This is a genomic window from Aliiglaciecola sp. NS0011-25, from assembly GCF_040370605.1.
Taxonomy (GTDB): Bacteria; Pseudomonadota; Gammaproteobacteria; order Enterobacterales; family Alteromonadaceae; genus Aliiglaciecola; species Aliiglaciecola lipolytica_A.
On sequence record NZ_BAABWR010000010.1, the window covers coordinates 84,932 to 102,448 of the forward strand.

11 protein-coding genes are annotated in these 17,517 nt (G+C 41.9%); 4 read left to right on the forward strand and 7 right to left on the reverse strand.

The features are described 5' to 3' along the window. Positions 1-49 precede the first annotated feature (49 nt). From ABWV72_RS10420 to ABWV72_RS10430, 3 genes are all read right to left on the reverse strand, one after another. Positions 50-487, reverse strand: coding sequence for a hypothetical protein (locus tag ABWV72_RS10420; protein WP_342805173.1), 438 nt, complete (start codon positions 485-487; stop codon positions 50-52). Positions 488-504: 17 nt separating this feature from the next. Further along, positions 505-2,811 carry a DNA topoisomerase IV subunit A gene (gene parC / locus ABWV72_RS10425; protein ID WP_353370407.1) on the reverse strand — a complete coding sequence of 769 codons (2,307 nt, stop codon included), beginning with the start codon at positions 2,809-2,811 and terminating at the stop codon, positions 505-507. Positions 2,812-2,963: 152 nt separating this feature from the next. After that, positions 2,964-4,085 (reverse strand): PQQ-dependent sugar dehydrogenase, encoded by a 1,122-nt coding sequence (locus ABWV72_RS10430; protein ID WP_353370409.1) that lies wholly within the window; start codon positions 4,083-4,085, stop codon positions 2,964-2,966. 273 nt (positions 4,086-4,358) lie between these two features. On the opposite strand from ABWV72_RS10430, the gene ABWV72_RS10435 reads away from it, so the two are divergent. Then, positions 4,359-7,466: a hybrid sensor histidine kinase/response regulator gene (locus ABWV72_RS10435; RefSeq protein WP_353370411.1), complete on the forward strand. Its 3,108-nt coding sequence runs from the start codon at positions 4,359-4,361 to the stop codon at positions 7,464-7,466. Between the two features lie 8 nt (positions 7,467-7,474). Here ABWV72_RS10435 and ABWV72_RS10440 read toward each other — a convergent pair whose 3' ends face one another. The 3 genes from ABWV72_RS10440 to ABWV72_RS10450 all read right to left on the reverse strand — a co-directional run bounded on the left by ABWV72_RS10440 (position 7,475) and on the right by ABWV72_RS10450 (position 12,796). After that, positions 7,475-8,212: a DUF2982 domain-containing protein gene (locus tag ABWV72_RS10440; RefSeq protein ID WP_353370413.1), complete on the reverse strand. Its 738-nt coding sequence runs from the start codon at positions 8,210-8,212 to the stop codon at positions 7,475-7,477. A gap of 259 nt (positions 8,213-8,471) precedes the next feature. Beyond that, entirely contained in the window at positions 8,472-11,630 is a 3,159-nt protein-coding gene (locus tag ABWV72_RS10445; RefSeq protein WP_342805181.1) for an efflux RND transporter permease subunit, read from the reverse strand. Between the two features lie 2 nt (positions 11,631-11,632). After that, positions 11,633-12,796, reverse strand: coding sequence for an efflux RND transporter periplasmic adaptor subunit (locus tag ABWV72_RS10450; protein ID WP_353370416.1), 1,164 nt, complete (start codon positions 12,794-12,796; stop codon positions 11,633-11,635). Between the two features lie 124 nt (positions 12,797-12,920). On the opposite strand from ABWV72_RS10450, the gene ABWV72_RS10455 reads away from it, so the two are divergent. Beyond that, positions 12,921-13,583 (forward strand): TetR/AcrR family transcriptional regulator, encoded by a 663-nt coding sequence (locus tag ABWV72_RS10455; protein ID WP_303499235.1) that lies wholly within the window; start codon positions 12,921-12,923, stop codon positions 13,581-13,583. Here ABWV72_RS10455 and ABWV72_RS10460 read toward each other — a convergent pair. Next, positions 13,580-14,017 carry a RidA family protein gene (locus ABWV72_RS10460; RefSeq protein ID WP_353370418.1) on the reverse strand — a complete coding sequence of 146 codons (438 nt, stop codon included), beginning with the start codon at positions 14,015-14,017 and terminating at the stop codon, positions 13,580-13,582. The two genes, ABWV72_RS10455 and ABWV72_RS10460, sit on opposite strands and share 4 nt — an antisense overlap. A 406-nt stretch (positions 14,018-14,423) precedes the next feature. On the opposite strand from ABWV72_RS10460, the gene ABWV72_RS10465 reads away from it, so the two are divergent. Together ABWV72_RS10465 and ABWV72_RS10470 are read left to right on the forward strand one after the other, a co-directional pair. Further along, positions 14,424-17,075, forward strand: a complete 2,652-nt coding sequence (locus tag ABWV72_RS10465; protein ID WP_353370420.1) for a reprolysin-like metallopeptidase — start codon at positions 14,424-14,426, stop codon at positions 17,073-17,075. Next, on the forward strand, positions 17,072-17,497 hold the full coding sequence (locus ABWV72_RS10470) for a hypothetical protein (RefSeq protein WP_216048844.1): 426 nt from the start codon (positions 17,072-17,074) through the stop codon (positions 17,495-17,497). The genes ABWV72_RS10465 and ABWV72_RS10470 overlap by 4 nt, the downstream gene beginning before the upstream one ends. The last annotated feature ends 20 nt before the right edge of the window (positions 17,498-17,517 follow it).

Genomic DNA, 17,517 nt, shown 5'->3' on the forward strand with positions numbered 1-17,517 from the left:
GCCAAAAATCTGTACCTAAGCCAAATAGTTAACCACAGTCAAAGCTTGATTAAACGATCCAGCCTTTGACAATGGCTTTACCCGAAAACCAAATTAAAAAGACTGAAACTATTAGTATCATAATTGGCATAACTGCAGCGCCAGGCCCGTAAACGTCTAATGCATTCGAGATAAAAAACGAGTGTCCCATTTGTGCCAATACACCTACAAATGACATCCAGAAAATAACTCGCGCAAACGACTTTTTAAGTAATAAGGTTACGCAGCCTAACGTTCCACCAAACACCGCAAAGGCAAACGCTAACAATACCCAAAATGGCTGTTCCAAATGCAACCTTTGCTCTGCTGGCGGCATTAAATTTATTTGCTCAGGGCTTAATGTTACCTGTTGAATAAAGGCCATCACACCTAACAGATTCCAAGCTAACAAAACCCCTACAACAATCCAAAACCATTTTGGTGGTGGATTCATTTGTGGTGCTTGCACTGCTTTCTCCTTTCACGCTATGAGTTACCTTCTGTGTCTTGCTCGTCTGATGCAAGGTCAGCTGAAGTTCCTTCAAATTCTACCTCAACGCTATCGACCCTCTGTAAACCGCGAGGGAGTTTGTTGCCCCTTCGACCTCTTTCGCCTTGATAGTGAACGAGGTCAGCGGCGCTAAGCGTCATACCACGTTTACCTGCGATAATTTTCACACTAGCACCGTCTGGCACTACTGTCAGAACAGTGACATATTCCTCTCTGGTTTTTGCTTTTGCGGACGGAATATTGATTATTTTATTGCCCTTACCTTTACCAAGACTTGGTAAATCACGCAATGGAAACATTAACATTCGACCTTCATTCGATATCGCCATACACCAATCAGTTTCAATATTAGAAACCGTTTGCGGCTTAATCACTTTTGCTCCAACCGGTAACGAGATATAGGCTTTACCTGCTTTGTTCTTGCTAACCATGTCGGCGAACTTACCTACAAAACCATAACCGGCATCGGACGAAATTAGATATCGTTGATCATCTGAGGCCATAATTACATGCTGAAACGTCTCACCACCGACGACACTGAAGCGCCCAGTTAACGGCTCTCCCTGACTTCGCGCAGAAGGTAATGTATGTGCATCACAAGCAAAGGTTCGCCCGGAACTATCGAGGAAAACGGCCTGTTGATTACTTCGACCTTTGGCACTGGCAAGATATACGTCTCCGGCTTTATAACTTAATCCTTCGACGTCCACATCATGGCCTTTTGCACAACGTGCCCATCCTTTGTCGGATAACACTACGGTTACGGCTTCAGAAGGAACTAATTCTTTGTCGGTTAAGGCTTTAGCTTCTTCGCGCAAAACCAGTGGGGAACGTCTATCGTCACCATACTTTTCTGCATCCGATAGAATTTCTTTCTTGATTAACGTTTTTAGACGTCGATCTGAACCTAACAATAATTGTAGTTCATCTCGTTCTTTTGCAAGCTCTTCTTGCTCAGATTTAATTTTAAACTCTTCAAGTTTGGCCAAATGGCGCAACTTAAGTTCTAAAATTGCTTCAGCTTGTTTGTCAGATAGATTGAAGGTTTTGATAAGCTGCTGTTTTGGCTCTTCTTCATAACGAATAATGCGAATTACTTCATCAATATTCAAAAATGCTATCAGCAAACCTTCTAAAATATGTAGCCTAGCGAGCACTTTATCCAAACGATACTGTAATCGTCTGACCACAGTGTCTTTTCGGAAAACCAGCCATTCACTTAAAATGGTACGTAGGTCTTTAACTTTTGGGCGTCCATCCAAGCCAATCATATTGATATTGACTCGATAGTTCTTTTCAAGATCCGTAGTGGCAAACAAGTGTTGCATTAACTGTTCAACATCTACGCGATTAGAACGGGGTGTAATCACCAATCGAGTAGGATTTTCGTGATCTGACTCATCCCTTAAATCACTCACCATTGGCAACTTTTTCGCTTGCATTTGATGCGCTATTTGTTCGAGAATTTTTCCGCCAGATGCTTGATGAGGCAATGCTGTAATTACGATATCACCACTTTCATCATGGTAAACAGCGCGCATTTTTATTGAGCCTCGTCCTGTTTCATAAAGCTTAGAAATATCTTCTCTAGGCGTAATGATTTCCGCTTCGGTTGGATAATCAGGACCTTGAATATGTTCCATTATATCTTGCAGTTCGGCTTTACTATTATCAAGTAACAGCGCACAGGCATTGGCCACTTCTCGCACATTATGCGGTGGGATGTCAGTGGCCATGCCCACAGCGATACCGGTAACGCCATTCAGTAAAATATGAGGAAGACGAGCGGGCAATACCTTAGGCTCATCCATTGTGCCATCAAAATTCGGTTGCCAATCAACTGTGCCTTGACCAAGCTCACTGAGCAATACTTCACTGAATTTAGATAAACGCGATTCGGTATAACGCATCGCAGCAAAAGATTTTGGGTCATCTGGTGCCCCCCAATTTCCTTGCCCATCAACCAAGGGATAACGATAAGAAAAAGGCTGAGCCATTAACACCATGGCTTCGTAACATGCGGAATCACCATGGGGATGAAACTTACCTAACACGTCACCTACGGTTCTGGCTGATTTTTTATATTTAGCTGAGGCACTCAACCCCAATTCAGACATCGCGTAAACAATTCGTCGTTGCACCGGCTTGAGACCATCACCAATGTGAGGCAAAGCACGATCCATGATCACGTACATCGAATAATTTAAATATGCATCTTCGGTAAAACGACTCAGTGCGAGCTGCTCTGAACCATCTTTGTTGATAATTGTATCTTCACTCATAGTATATTTGTGCAGGCCATTTTCAATGCGACAAGAATAAACTGGCTATTCTTCGTCGTTATTATTATTGTTTTTTTAGCGCCCTTTTCGGGCAACGTTGTCAATGAATAACACTTTAGCTGTTATCGTTTTCACAAGATTCGCCAAACTGTTTACTTCTGATAGGTTACCTTATAAATCGCGTTAGCGAAATCATCCGATATTAACATGCTACCATCTGGCAAAACCAAGAAAGCAACAGGACGACCCCAAACCGTATCATCTGGGTTTAGAAACCCTTCAATAAAGGTCTCATAGGTACCAATTTCATTACCATTAAAGTTGGCTCTCATTACTTTATAACCGGACTTTTCAGTTCTATTCCAAGAACCGTGTTCAGCGACAAATAGTGACTTATTGTATTCCGCTGGAAATTGCCCACCTTGATAAAAATGCACACCCAAAGGAGCTACATGAGCGCCGAGTTTAAGTTCTGGCTTTGTGTAATCGTCTGGGTTTTTGCCGGCTCCAAACTCTGGGTCATTGATATCTCCAGCATGAATGTAAGGATAACCAAAGTGCTGATCATCTGCGCTTACTCGGTTGATTTCACATGGTGGAAGATCATCGCCCATCCAATCTCGCCCATTGTCACTAAACCACAATTCCTTGCTGTCAGGTTGCCAATCGAAGCCCACTGTGTTTCTGACGCCCTTAGCAACCCATTTCATTTCACCGCTGGCTAAATCAAACTTGAGAATACTAGCGAATCTAGGGTCGTCGAACTTACCGTCCCCTTCCGTTTGACATATATTGCATGGCGCTCCGACAGGCACATACAACCAACCATCAGGGCCAAAATCAATATACTTCCAACCGTGATGGGTTTCTGTAGGCAAGCCACTAATTACCACTTCCCCTTTTGGTGAATTGGCATAGACTTCATCGATATTTTCGAACTTGAGTACTTCGCTAACAGCCGCAACGTACAAATCGCCATTTTTATAGGCAATACCGCTAGGCATAGTTAAATTTTCTGCAACCACGACAACTTTATCTGCAGTACCATCTTTATCGGTATCCACTACAGCATGCACTTTACCTTCTGCGCGACTCCCAACATAAACGATGCCAGTTTTGCCTAATGCCATTTGGCGAGCATTACTCACGTCTTCTGCATACACTTCAATTTTGAAACCATCAGGCAGAGTAAGTTTTTCCAACGGCAAAGAGTATCCCCACGTTGAATACAAAACTGCACAAAATAATGTCAATCCGCGGTTTATATTTTTCATCTGAAAATCCTTAAATGGTGTAATGCAATTAATCATTTTAACTATACGCGTTTTTGTCCGTCTTTAGTCCATATTTTCTGAGTGTTGCGATGAAATAGAAGATAAACTAGGCATTCTGCATCCACTGGAGTGAAATTGTTTAATCTGGTTACTAAACTATTACGCCAATTCGTCAGTTAGTTGCCAAACTGAACATTTTAGAATTGAAAAACCTGATGCCAAAGGGTTTAATGATATTTACGCTTTTCAATCACTTGGAAGAAATGACTCATCATGCATCTGCTAAAAAGCTTAGTTTTGGGACTATTTCTAATTACCATTGGACTACCAGCCTTTGCGCAGTCAACTTTGCAGTTAATAAACAATGAAGAAACCACCCATCTATCAGATAAAGTTAAAGTACTAGCAGAAACAGATATCCAACTAAGCATAGATGACGTACGTCAGCGCAGAAACGAATTTATATGGCACTCTTCTTCTAATCCTAATTACGGCATTCATACTGGCGGTCTATGGTTACGCACCAGCTTAAATCGTGTTAGTGACATACAAGAGTGGGTGATTGATATTGGTTTTGCGCACATGGACCGAGCGGATTTCTATTTATTTGCAGGTGACGAACTCATTGCTTCAAATAAACAGGGGAAATTATCCAGCGCCCAATTTAGTCGCTTTCCTGCTTTTAAAGTCAATCTGCCACTAGCGACTCCAGTCGATCTCTATGTCCGAATCGAATCCAAAAGCATGCAAGTTATTGCCCCATTGGACATTCAACCATACGAAAAATATATGCGAATGGTGTTTTGGGATAACTTGATTTGGGGCCTATTTTATGGCGGTTTATTAATTTTAGCCTTATACAACTTAATCTTATATTTAATCAATAGAGAGCTAAGCTTATTAGCCTTTGTTGGTTATATTCTGGCTGTGATTACTTGGCAGTTTGTTTGGGGTGGGCACTCAATTTTATTGTTTCCTTATGAAGCAACATTGTGGCTAACCAGCCATATGGATTTAATATTCGTGCTGGTCGGGATAGCATCAGGCATCTTCACTTACATGTTTTTAGAGGCCAAACGAACGGCATTCAAAACAGCTCCTTTTATCAAAACCAATATTGGCGTGCTGGTCACCATGGGGTTCTGCTCCTTAATTAGTTTGTTCCCTGCTGCTTGGCAAAATGCCATTGTATATCTGGTAACGTTTTTTGCTATCGCCAGTTTTTTAGTCGCGGGGATAGAAAGTTATTCGAATAAATTTAATCCAGCGCGATACTTCATAGCAGCTTGGCTAGTACTCATTGTAAGCGCACTGGTCAGTATGACCAGCTTAACCGGCTTTTTGCCTACCAATATGTTCACCACTTACTGTCTGCATGTTGGTTTGTTTATCCAAGCAGGGTTATTTTCAATTGCGATGATGGATAAAAGTCATAATCAATTGGAACGCGAGATTCAACAAGCTACTAATGATTTACGCAATAACATGGAGTTCATAGAAGAACAAAATGCCCGTCTAGATATCGCCAGAAAAGATGCGATTAACGCCAGCACCATAAAATCTCAGTTTCTCGCTAATATGAGCCATGAAATTCGCACCCCATTGAATGCGATTCTAGGGTTCAGCAAAGAACTGATTCACACACCGTTACCCGTTGATAAACAAGAGCATGTGAGGATTATTAATTCTGCTGCCGATACCTTGTTGAATATTGTCAACGACGTATTAGATGTATCGAAAATAGAAGCGGGTAAATTGCAATTACATAATCAACCCTTCTGTCCAAATGATGTCTTAGAAGAGATGGTTAGCGTAATGGCCAGATCTGCACATAATAAGAAGTTGGAATTCATTTATGAGTTAACCCCCTTGCCTGAGCAGCTCGAGGGAGATGCACAACGAATCAAACAGATTTTAACCAACTTGTTAGGCAATGCATTAAAGTTTACTCCCAGTGGTCATATTAGCCTTCTAGTGACCGGTAAGTTATTAGCTAACAACATGTACGAGCTAAATTTTAATGTCGAAGACACCGGCATAGGTATTAGCCAAGACGATCGCAAAAAGCTATTTAACGCATTTTCGCAAATTGAAGACTCCACCAGCCGAACGTATCAAGGCACAGGTTTAGGATTGGTGATCTGTCAACAGTTAGTGCATTTGATGGGCGGCAAAATCACGCTAACCAGTGATCCCGGAAAAGGCAGTTGTTTTCGCGTCACTATTAGTACCAAAATATTGGACAAATCAGAGCAGTTTGCTCGCAACATTGGCTGGGCGGAGAAAAAAGTATTGCTTTTAGATACCGATGCGCTCACTACAAACTCAGCGTCTAAGATGTTAGAAAATACCGGAGCAAAAGTCACGCTAGCCCACAGTATCAAAGAGTTTTTCACTACAAAACAAGATTATGACAGTCTGTTCGTTTGCCTTCCAGAAAGCTACTTAACCACGCATGTAGACATTTTGACTCAATTGACGAATGTTAGAACTTCCAATCTTATAATTCTCTATTCGGGCGACGGTATTTCTTTCGATGAGTCTCATCAGGTAACCAAACCCACACAACTTCGACTCCCTTTAACCCTGAATAAACTGGCCAGTTTGACGCAAACGCCGATCGAGTCACACCATAATCAGATACAGCAAAACTTACTTGAATTACCAAAAGTCAAAATACTTGCGGTTGATGATATGGAAATGAATCTGCGTTTATTAAGCACCTGGTTAAACCCCTCACACCTAGAATTAAGCCTTGCCTACAGTGGTGAAGAGGCCGTTAATTTATGTAATCAGGAAGATTTCGATATTATTTTAATGGATGTGCAAATGCCAATTATGGATGGATTGCAGGCCTCTCGCTTAATTCGTAAAAGCCAGTTGAATTTAGGCACTCCGATCATAGCGGTTACCGCACATGCTCTCAAAGAAGAACAAGACAGATTACTGGCCTCAGGTATGGACGATTACCTGCCTAAGCCCCTTGATTTAGAAGATTTGATTGTATTGATAAAACGCTGGTGTAATACCTCTAGTTCAGCAACTGAATGTTCTTCCGTCGATTGGTCTATGGCACTAAAAATTGCAAACCAAGACGAGGCTGCCGCAAAAGATATGCTAAGTGCATTTGTTGCAGAGTTACCTGACTTAATTACACAAATAGAAGATGCTTGGAAGATAACCGATAAACAAACCCTAAAGCAGCTCGTTCACAAACTACATGGTGCATGTTTATATACCGGTGTCCCGATGCTGTTGGATTTGTGTGATGAATTAGAAACGGCCATAAAACTAGATGAATTTAGTATTGTGAAATTGCGACTTCCGTCGTTAATCCAAGAGGCAAAGAATGTCATAACCGACAGTGAAGCGTTCGCATAAAAGAAGTGTTAGTCAGGATAAGTGCTATTGACACTAGACAGGCAATCTCTTAATAAAACAACAAAGTCTTCACTGCTGCGGTCCAGTTCTCCCACTGAAATAAACACATCAAAACCTAAGCCAGCTCTCAATTTGGTCATTCGATTGGCTAACATTGCTGGTATGCCTTTAATGATTTTACCTTCGGGAGTTTTGAACGTATCGTTTTCAATTAATGTATTACTATAACAACCGCCTCCAACGCACTGGTTATTTTGCAGTAGCAAAGGCCGTTGTTCTAGCAGTAAATTAGTTGCTAAACGAGGGGAAATGGAGCTCAGAAGTGGCTCATATTGTTTAATCTTAATCCCCACCATTCCTAAGTTTATTTGTTCTAAACCATGGCTAACTTTTGGTACATCGATACGCTGAATGTTTGACCATTCTAATGACCATTTACCGTGTCGATGATGGTACAAAATATGGGTTTTAGTGAGCTCAATACTGTGCACTGGCTCACGAACTTTAAACCAACCGATGAGCATAGTGACGATGGAGGCACTTAGCGCAAAAACGCCGACTAAATAAAGCGAATGCGGCAGAAAAGCCAATAACATAATCGCCACAAACAAGGCGACTAAACCAATTAAAAAAGTGGTTAAACCATTTCGTTTTGCCACTCCTTTTATTTTAATACTGTGCAGCTCACTCTCGAAAGGTGCCTCGATGTCAGTAATATCTCGTTTAGTTTTTTCATTGCCAGACATAAAAATACACTACCATCATAATTACACCCCATAGGATAATCAGCCTTAACCGTTGGCAGAAAACACAATCTGTATGAAACAATCGTTTAATTGTTTTAAGCATAGTTCATTGCCATCACATCCGGTAATTTCAGCACCAATACCGCAGTTTAGACGAATTAAAAGCAGCAATAAACAAGTTATAGCTATGCGCTTTAAGATACTCAGCCTTAACTGTAAGTCCTGCATCTAAAACGAGCAGTTGAATCCAATGGTTGTACTAGGTAGCCATAGCGGCAGTTTCTAGCGCAAATTTTCTTCCTCTGCGAATAGCTAAACGACCGGCTACTATGGGAGTATAAATTAATGAGAGTATTACCGAAAAACCGACACCTCCGGCCAACACAACAGCAAGCGGCGGCCAAAAGCTCCCTTCACTAAAAATTAATAATGGGATAAAGCCACCCACTGTTGTAAAGGTGGTGGAAAGGATATGGCGACTACAGCTCATGGTCTCTTTTACAATAGCGTCAATATCGCCGAGTTTCGCTGCAGGATTAGCATTGATAGAGGCTATAACGACAATTGAACCATTTATTGCCACCCCAATTAGTCCAGCACTGCCGAGCAACGGGTTAAAGCCAATGGGTAAACCTGATAACCATAAACTGAACATTCCTAACCCCACGGATAGAACTGCCACAGAGGCGATTAAGGCTGCAAGTTTGACACTTCTAAAGGTTAAAATAAGGGTGGTTATCATCAGCACCAACAATACTGGCGCATAAGCGGCTAAGAGTCCTAAAGCTTCTTGCTGCTCATCAGCATCCCCAGCCAATTTGATTCGATAGCCCTTGGGTAATTCAAATCCTGACTCAGCCAGTTTGACTTGTAACAACTTACTCGCGTCAACAGCAGTGGCATTAGGCATCAAATACCCTTCGATGATATTAACTCTTTCGCCATTTTTTCTGGTAATTCCAGCAATCGTAGAGGTGAACTTGAATTCCCCTAGCGCTGACACGGGTACCCACCGTTGTTGATTTGTTAATGTGTTAGTTAATAACGGAATAGCATTTAAACTATCAATATTATTGCGTTGCGATTCTGGCAGTCTAATTCGAATCGGTATTTCTTCGGTACCTTCTAAAATCGAACCTCCAACTTGGCCATCCAATGAAGCTTGAAGCTGGCTGGCAATATCATTTAACGATAATCCGGCTAAAGCCGACTCATTGCGGGTTACATCTAAGATAAACTCAGGTTCGCCAAGGGTGATAGTGGCAATACTATTGGTGATCCCCGGTATTTGTGACATAACCAATCGCACCTGCTGGCCCAATTCTTCGATAACAGCTAAATCTGGACCGTATATTTCAACTCCAATAGGCGCGGCAATGGGTGGTCCTTGGCCAAACGCTTTGACCACAACCCTTGCCTGAGGAAACTCCTCATCTAAACTCAGTTGCAATTCAGAAATCAGCGCGGCTGCTGATGAAACGGAATCAGTAGTCACGACCGCTTGCGCAAAGTGAGCTGTATTATCTCGTTTCATCACCTGATTGTAATAAATTGAAGGTGTAGATGCGCCTACTAACCAAGTAACTTGATTCACACCTTGGTGTGAACGAATATGCTCATCCATCTGTTTAGCGACAGTTTCTGTAGTGTTTAACGAGCTACCTTCAGGTAACCACATTTGGATTTCAAATTGATCTCGATCTGCACTGGGGAAAAAGACATTCCCTAACTGCCCAGCTAAAATAAATCCTGAAATAGGTAATGCAGTGGTTAACAATAGCCAAAGAATAGGGCGTTTAATCGCTTTACTAATAGTATTTTTATACCAATCAGTAAGCTCTTTGAATTGAATCCCGCCTTGATACCAAGCTTGCGGCCGCATTTCGGAATCTGGTCTAGGTAAAAAACGAGCTGCCAATGACGCAATAACAGTGAGTGAGATAATCAACGAACCGATTAATGCCATCACGACGCTAATCGCAATAGAGCTTATGAAATCACCAATATTGCCGGGTAGTAAAAAGATTGGCATAAAGCCTAAAATTGTGGTCAATGTGGAGGCTAAAAGCGGACTAAACAGGTGCTGAACACTTTTCACCAATGCATCTAATCGGGAATTCTGCCGATCTAATAAATTTGCCCGAATTTCGTCGGTAATTACAATGGCGTTATCTATCAATAAACCAATAGCGATGATAATGCCAAATATCGACATTTGATGAATTTGTTCATTGAAAAAGTTTAGCGAAAAAAGTGTAAAAGCGGCACTAAGAGGTAAAGAGATGCCGACAATCCAAGCAGAGCGAAAACCCATGAACAGAAACACCACAACCATCACTACCAAACACCCCATCAACAGGTTTTGAGTGAGATCTAACAGCCTAGATTCAGTATATTGATTCTGTTCATAAATAATATCCGCAGCAACGCTACCTTGATACAGTGAATTAAAATCTTCGAGGGCTTCTTTACTGCTTTTTGTCCAGTTATCTACGCGCACAGTAGATTGCATTCGCGCCGCAACAAAGACTTTTTGCTGGCCGTTAACCAAGGCAATATCATTGGGAGGATCTTGCCATCCTCGGTATACTTTGGCGACATCCTGCACCCGCAAAAACTGTCCATTCGCTGATACTGACAATGGAATATTACGAATCACATCTAAGCTTGCCAATTCTTGCGCAACTTGAATACGAATATTTTGACTATTGGTTCGCACAACCCCAGCAGGCAACTTCGGATCTGCGTTTGCAATGAGTTGACTGACTTGTGGAACCGTTAATCCCACACCAGACAATTTATGAGGGTCAACTTCAACGACAATTTCTTCGTCTAACTCACCGTATATCCTAACAAGCTCGGTTCCAGGCACGTTTCTGAGTCGGTCGGCAACTTCATCGCTCATACGACTCAAGATTGACATTGGCGTTTGATAACCTTCAGGCGACCCCAACGCAACTAGCAACGTAAAGGATGTTGCGCCGCGCTTTTCATCTAGCTCCGGTTCCCCCGCTCCAGCGGGAAATAGCTGACTGGCATCGGCTATACTGTCGCGAATTTTTGAAAATATCTGTTCATTATTACTGTTATCTACCCATGCCTGAAGTTCAATACTGATAACTGAAATACCGGCTCTAGAGGTGGAATTAATTTCTTTAATTTCGAATAGCTGACGCAGCTCATCTTCAAGCACATCACTCACTAAGGCTTCTACCCGCTCGGCAGATGCGCCAGGATAAGGGGTAATAACCAACACGTTTCGTGTATCAATACGAGGATCTTCAAGTCGTGGCAAGGAGGTAATAGCGGAAATTCCAGCCACTAATAAAATAATGATAGTGAGTGCTAATAAGTGACCATTACTAAAAAACTGGGTGTACCAAGGTCTAATAATATTGTTAGGCGAATTCTGTCCCATAATTACAGCTTACCTTGATGAGAAGCCAATTCGCGCTCTTCACTGGCAGATGTTTGCGCTTCAACAGCATTCACAATTTGCCCGGGAACGAGCCGATGCGCACCACTTACAACCATCCAATCATTCGCACTCAGGGGGCCACGCACATAGCTGTGTGTCTGACCAGAAAATAACACTTCAACAGAACGAGAAGTAACCGTTTGTTGCCCTTTACCTTGTACGGTAAACAATGTCCATAAGCCGCGAATACCGCTACTGAGCGCTTGTTTAGGCACCCAGACTCCAGATTCATCAACTTGCTTACTATAGGTCAATGCAATTAAATCCCCCGGCAACAAAGGATGTTGATTAGGTTCGATGGAAAAAATAACATCTATCGTGCGGGTATCCATTTGTCTGGTTTTAGCGATAGATTTAATGACCCCAGACAAATTGATGCCATTGGCAATTAACCGGTGTTTTTGGCCGACAGTTAATCCGAATGCTTGATCACTGGATAACGCGATTCGCGCATCATAAGCTGAAGATTGTTGCACCACCACCACTGGCTGACCGGCACTGACCACTGTTGAAGGGTCAATGGGTCTGGATACGATAGTGCCCTCAAAGGATGCCCTTAATTCAGACTTTTCAAGTTCCACCAACAACGTATTAATCCGTGCTTGAGTTTGTTCAACCAGCGCCTTGGCCACTTGCGTGCTTTCATCAACTTCATTCAACCGTTGGGTAGACTCTAAATTCCTACTCACCAGTTCAGTCACCCGTTGTTGTGACTGTTTGGCTAAGCGCAAATCTGACTTAGCAGATTGCAACGCTGCTTCTAGCTCTTTCATAGACGCATCAAGTCGCTTGGTATCGAGCTTAGCAATCAGTTGCCCAGCAACAATGTGATCACCTTCATCCACCCAAATTTGCTGCACTTTTCCGGCTAGTTCAAACCCTAAATTTGATAGGTTTGCAGATTCCAACCGGCCATAAGCTAATTGCTGTTGTTGATAGTTATCTTGGGGTGAAAGTTTAACCACTTCCACCTGATGTATTTTTGCTTCTGAGGGCGGTGCAGTAACCTGCCCAGAACCTGCAGCGATCATTAATCCCACCACAGCCATGAGTGGCAATATAATTGCGATGGGAATTAGTAATGATTTAAACGATGGTTTATTCACTGATCAAGCCTACTTAAGATTGTTATTTTGTCTAACACGGTTTTGTATTACTATAGAGATTAATATATAAATACTAGACCGTCTAGTTTAGTAATTAACTTTTAATTTAAACAAGAGTAAAAAAGTGTCGCAATCGAAATCCGAAGTAAAGTCTAATTGTTTGAAAGTACAGACAAAAGTTGGCAGACCTAAAAGCGAAGAGAAGCGCGTTAATATTCTCTTGGCGGCAAGCGATTTATTTCTAAGTCAGGGATTTTCTTCTACGTCAATGGACCAAGTGGCTAAAAAAGCTGAAGTGTCTAAGCAAACGGTCTACTCTCATTTCAGCAATAAAGATGCATTGTTCACATCGGTTATTGCATACAAATGCGCCCAATATCAATTGGGCGAAGAACATATGCGGGATGTTGAGCAGGATCCCACTGAAGCGTTACTAACCTATGGCAACCAGATAATTAACTTGTTACAAGATGAGCAGTCTATCGCCATGCATAGAGTAGTAATCGGTGAGATCACTACCAATCCTCGTGTAGCAGAACTGTTTTATATCGCAGGTCCACAGCACGGAATCGAAATTTTACGCGAATTTTTTCAACAAAATGTACACCTAAAATTAGACAAAGCTAACGCTGAATATTGGGCCTACACATTTTTTAATATGCTAAAAGGTGATTTTTACTTATCCAGCTTGTTGGGTTTACCCTTTACTAAGTCAGAAGCTAAGCAAACTGAATTAGTGACGCGAACGGTTACCCATATCATTCAGATGATCAGAGCTGAAAACTAATTATTCGCATAAGCCCAGCACTCTAACTCTAACATCGATCCCATGGCTAACCCATCAGCTCCAAAAGCGCTGCGGGATGGCAATTTTTTAGGATTAAAATAAGTCACATAAACTTTGTTGAAGTCACTCCATTTTTCGATATCTTCAATCATTACTGTGCATTTAAACACATCATTCATAGTCAAACCGATCCCCTTCAATGTGGCATCAATGTTTTTCATTACTTGGTGAGATTGGTCAGTGATATTGTCAGCCAGTTTACCATTTTCGTCATTCGCAATTTGACCGGACAAATATACGATATTATCAACTTGGGTAGCTTGAGAAAAAGGCATATTTTCATTTGCTGAAGGGTAATACTTAACCTCAGCAAAACTATTAAAAAGAGTGCACGATAGTAAACTTAATATCCCGATTTTAGTCACTTTAAACATATCTAAGTTTTCCTTTTCACGATTTTTTAGTTGTATTGTTGAGGATTATTAAGCAATCCGAAACTTTGACATGCTAAGCTGTGATAGATACAAACAGCCTGATATTTGCATATATCCGTTTGCCTAAGAGCTGCTTTTTTGTTGGTTTTAACGAAGCTCACCATCGAGTCTCCCACAACCCAAAAATCGGTTCAAGAAAGATAAATCTAAATACGCTAGATTACGTATTTAATTAGATTAACTGGCTAAGCTGCCTTTCCGTCTGATTGCCTTGGGTGGGCGTTTTGCTGAATGTAAAAGTAAGTTATTTTCAGGGTTAATCAGTATTTGAGACTAAAATAGTTTGGTGGCACTGTGCTATGCCACACTTAACTAAGTTAACATTTAGGTTAAAAGTGGTACTTTAATGACAATTAATATCCGTATCTACATTGCGTTCTTTTTCGCCAGTATTTGTTTGCTGCCTTTGGCACAAGCTCAAGAATTCCCATTGTGGCAACAGTCAAAGACTACAACTAAAATTGATGCCCGATACAGGCAAACCGTCGCAACTGGAAACGAGCTGACGATCAATCCTATTGAATTCACTTCGCTGATAAACAATCAAACACCTGAATTTGAACTCTCGGTCCCCACTCCCGAGGGTGATTACCTTATCTTCAAATTACAGCAAGTTCGAGTAATGGCCGAACCTCTGGCAGAGAAATTCCCATTGGTCCGCTCGTTTACTGGCTACAACGTCAATAATCCACAAGATAAGGGCCGATTTGATCTTTCTCCGGACGGATTATCGGCAATGTTTAAAATCGATACACAATGGGCAATTCTGACGTTTGATAAACTAGGTAACACTCAAGATTATGTTAGTTACTGGGTGAAAGATGAAATCAACCCTGAACAGCAAAAGTCACAACTGGCTCAGCAACAAGATTACTTAACCCTACCAGCAACCATCAAAACATTATCGAAAAAAGCGACATCTTTAAACCCAGATGCTGCTCGGGCGAATGGAAACGCTATCACAACTTATCGAATAGCGATTAGTACCAGCGGAGAATATACTGCGGCAAATGGAGGCGAAGCTGGTACCATTGCCGAGTTAGCAAAACTCATCAATCGGATTAATCAAATTCTATTAACTGACTTGGCAATCCAATTTGAGCTTGTGGCGAACAATGACAGAATTATCTATACCGATAGCAGTACCGACCCCTTCGTAAATGATGCAAGTGATGATTTAGAAGCCAATCAAATCGTTATCGATGATTTGATTGGCCCAGACAACTACGATATTGGTCATGTATTGAATACCGACTCAGGTGGCTTGGCAACTATCCAAAGTATTTGTATTGAGGACTTTAAAGCCCGAGGACAAACTGGTAGCAACAGACCCTTTGGCGAGAGCTTTTATACTCAATTAGTCATTCATGAATTTGGCCACCAGTTAGGTGCAGAACATACGTTTAACGCATCCAACGCCGCTGGCTGCAGCGAAGACCAACGCTCCCGAAATGCTGCCGTCGAACCTGGCAGCGGTTCGACTATAATGTCATATGCAGGTCTATGCTCTAGCCAAAATATACAAAACGATTCTGACGATTATTTTCACAGTTTTTCGGTGGAACAAATTCAATCACTGTTAAGTCGTAGAAATTGTGGTTCGACAGAAACCAATGGCAATGCGATTCCGATTATCAGTAGCTCTGAAATCAATCACAGCATACCAGCAAATACCCCTTTCGTTTTGACCGCTCAAGCCACCGACAGCGATAATGATTTGTTGACATATAGTTGGGATCAAGTGAATCCAGGCGGTTTTGACGGTGCCACTGAATCAGTGCAAAAAATGTCTGAAGACAATGGATTTAACCCATTATTTCGTTCCTACCCACCTTCTGACGCATCGAGTCGCTATTTTCCACAAATTAGTCAAGTGCTGAATGACTCAATTGGCTTTGGCGAAGCCTACCCCACCACCGAGCGCGCACTCACATTTGAGCTTTTAGTTCGAGATGGAAATGGCGGCGTGATTACGCAATTTGCGAATATCAATGTAGAGCCTACTGATACTCCTTTTTCGGTGACAACACCTATTGCCGACGCCCGTTGGATTGGCGGGCAAAGCCACCTAGTTGATTGGCAGGTTGCCGGCACAAATAGCGCTCCAATTTCATGTTCCGCAGTGGATATATTGCTTGATGCTGATGGCGATAACGTTTTCGAGTCGACTTTATTGGCCAATACAGCAAACGATGGTCAACAAAATGTCACCTCTCCTAGCACCAGTACAAGCAGCGCCCGCATAAAAGTAAGGTGTTCTGATAATGTGTTTTACGCGGTGAATCCTGGCAGTTTTGAAATAGTGCCCGGCAGTGATCCTGTCGCTCCTTTGATTACAGGACAAATCGAGCGAACCGAATTAGAAGATACAAGTTTTGTGATTAGCTTTGCTGACTTGTTAGTTGATGATCCGGATTCCAGCTATCCATCCAACTTCAGTTTGGATGTGTCACCAGGGGCAAACTACGTAGCAAACGAAACTAGCGTCTCACCAAACCCTGACTTTTCAGGAAGTTTAATCGTCAATATTTCGGTTAATGATGGTGTTAGTGATAGCAATGTTTTCCCATTTACGGTGCAAATAGAAGCCGTCAATGACGCCCCTGTAGCAGTGAATGACAGTATCACAATTGACCAAGATTCAGGGACGATTAACATTGATGTATTAAGTAACGACACAGATGCGGATCAAGATTCGTTAATTATTTCTGAAGTCACTTATGTAGGCTCAGGACGGGTCAGTATCAATAATGGGCAAGTCAGTTATACTCCTGCCAATGGTTATTTTGGTAGCGACAGTATTATTTATCGAATTGAAGATCCTAGCTTTGCCACTGATTCTGCAACCATTAGTATTACCGTTAACCAAGAAGTGCTTTCACCCACGCCACTGCCAACACCGGATGATAGCTCTGGCGGTGGTAGTTTCGGTTGGTTGCTAATGTTACTAGCGGCTGCAAGGTTGAGAGGGCGCCGCTGTGCGTATTGTGCCAAATGAGTAATCTAAAAATGAGCGCTGCGGCATTGCTAATGATTAGCACATCTGGCTGCATAACTGAAAAGGTCAGTAGTGTGACAAAGTCGCCAATTATCGAATCTGACACCCAAACGGAGTCACTCGCTACGTTAACTTCAACACAACAAGCAGTAATTGATGGCGACGCGGCAGTTGCTCAGCAAAACTTCAAATTATTGGCCTTTACTAACAAAGTTATTAGCTTCCCAGGGGTAGATATGAACCTCTATCCTCTGGAGGTTTTGCAACAGCAGTGTGGAATTAAGTACCTCTCTGGTAGCGGTGACACTTTAGCAATAGGTGAAAGTACCGAAACTAGGAAAGCCCTTAAAAACTATGCCACAACCTACAATTTGATTGTCTTGAAAGGCTGCCAATCATTTCATAAAAATAATCAGAAATAAGATTATCCGACAGCAATTTT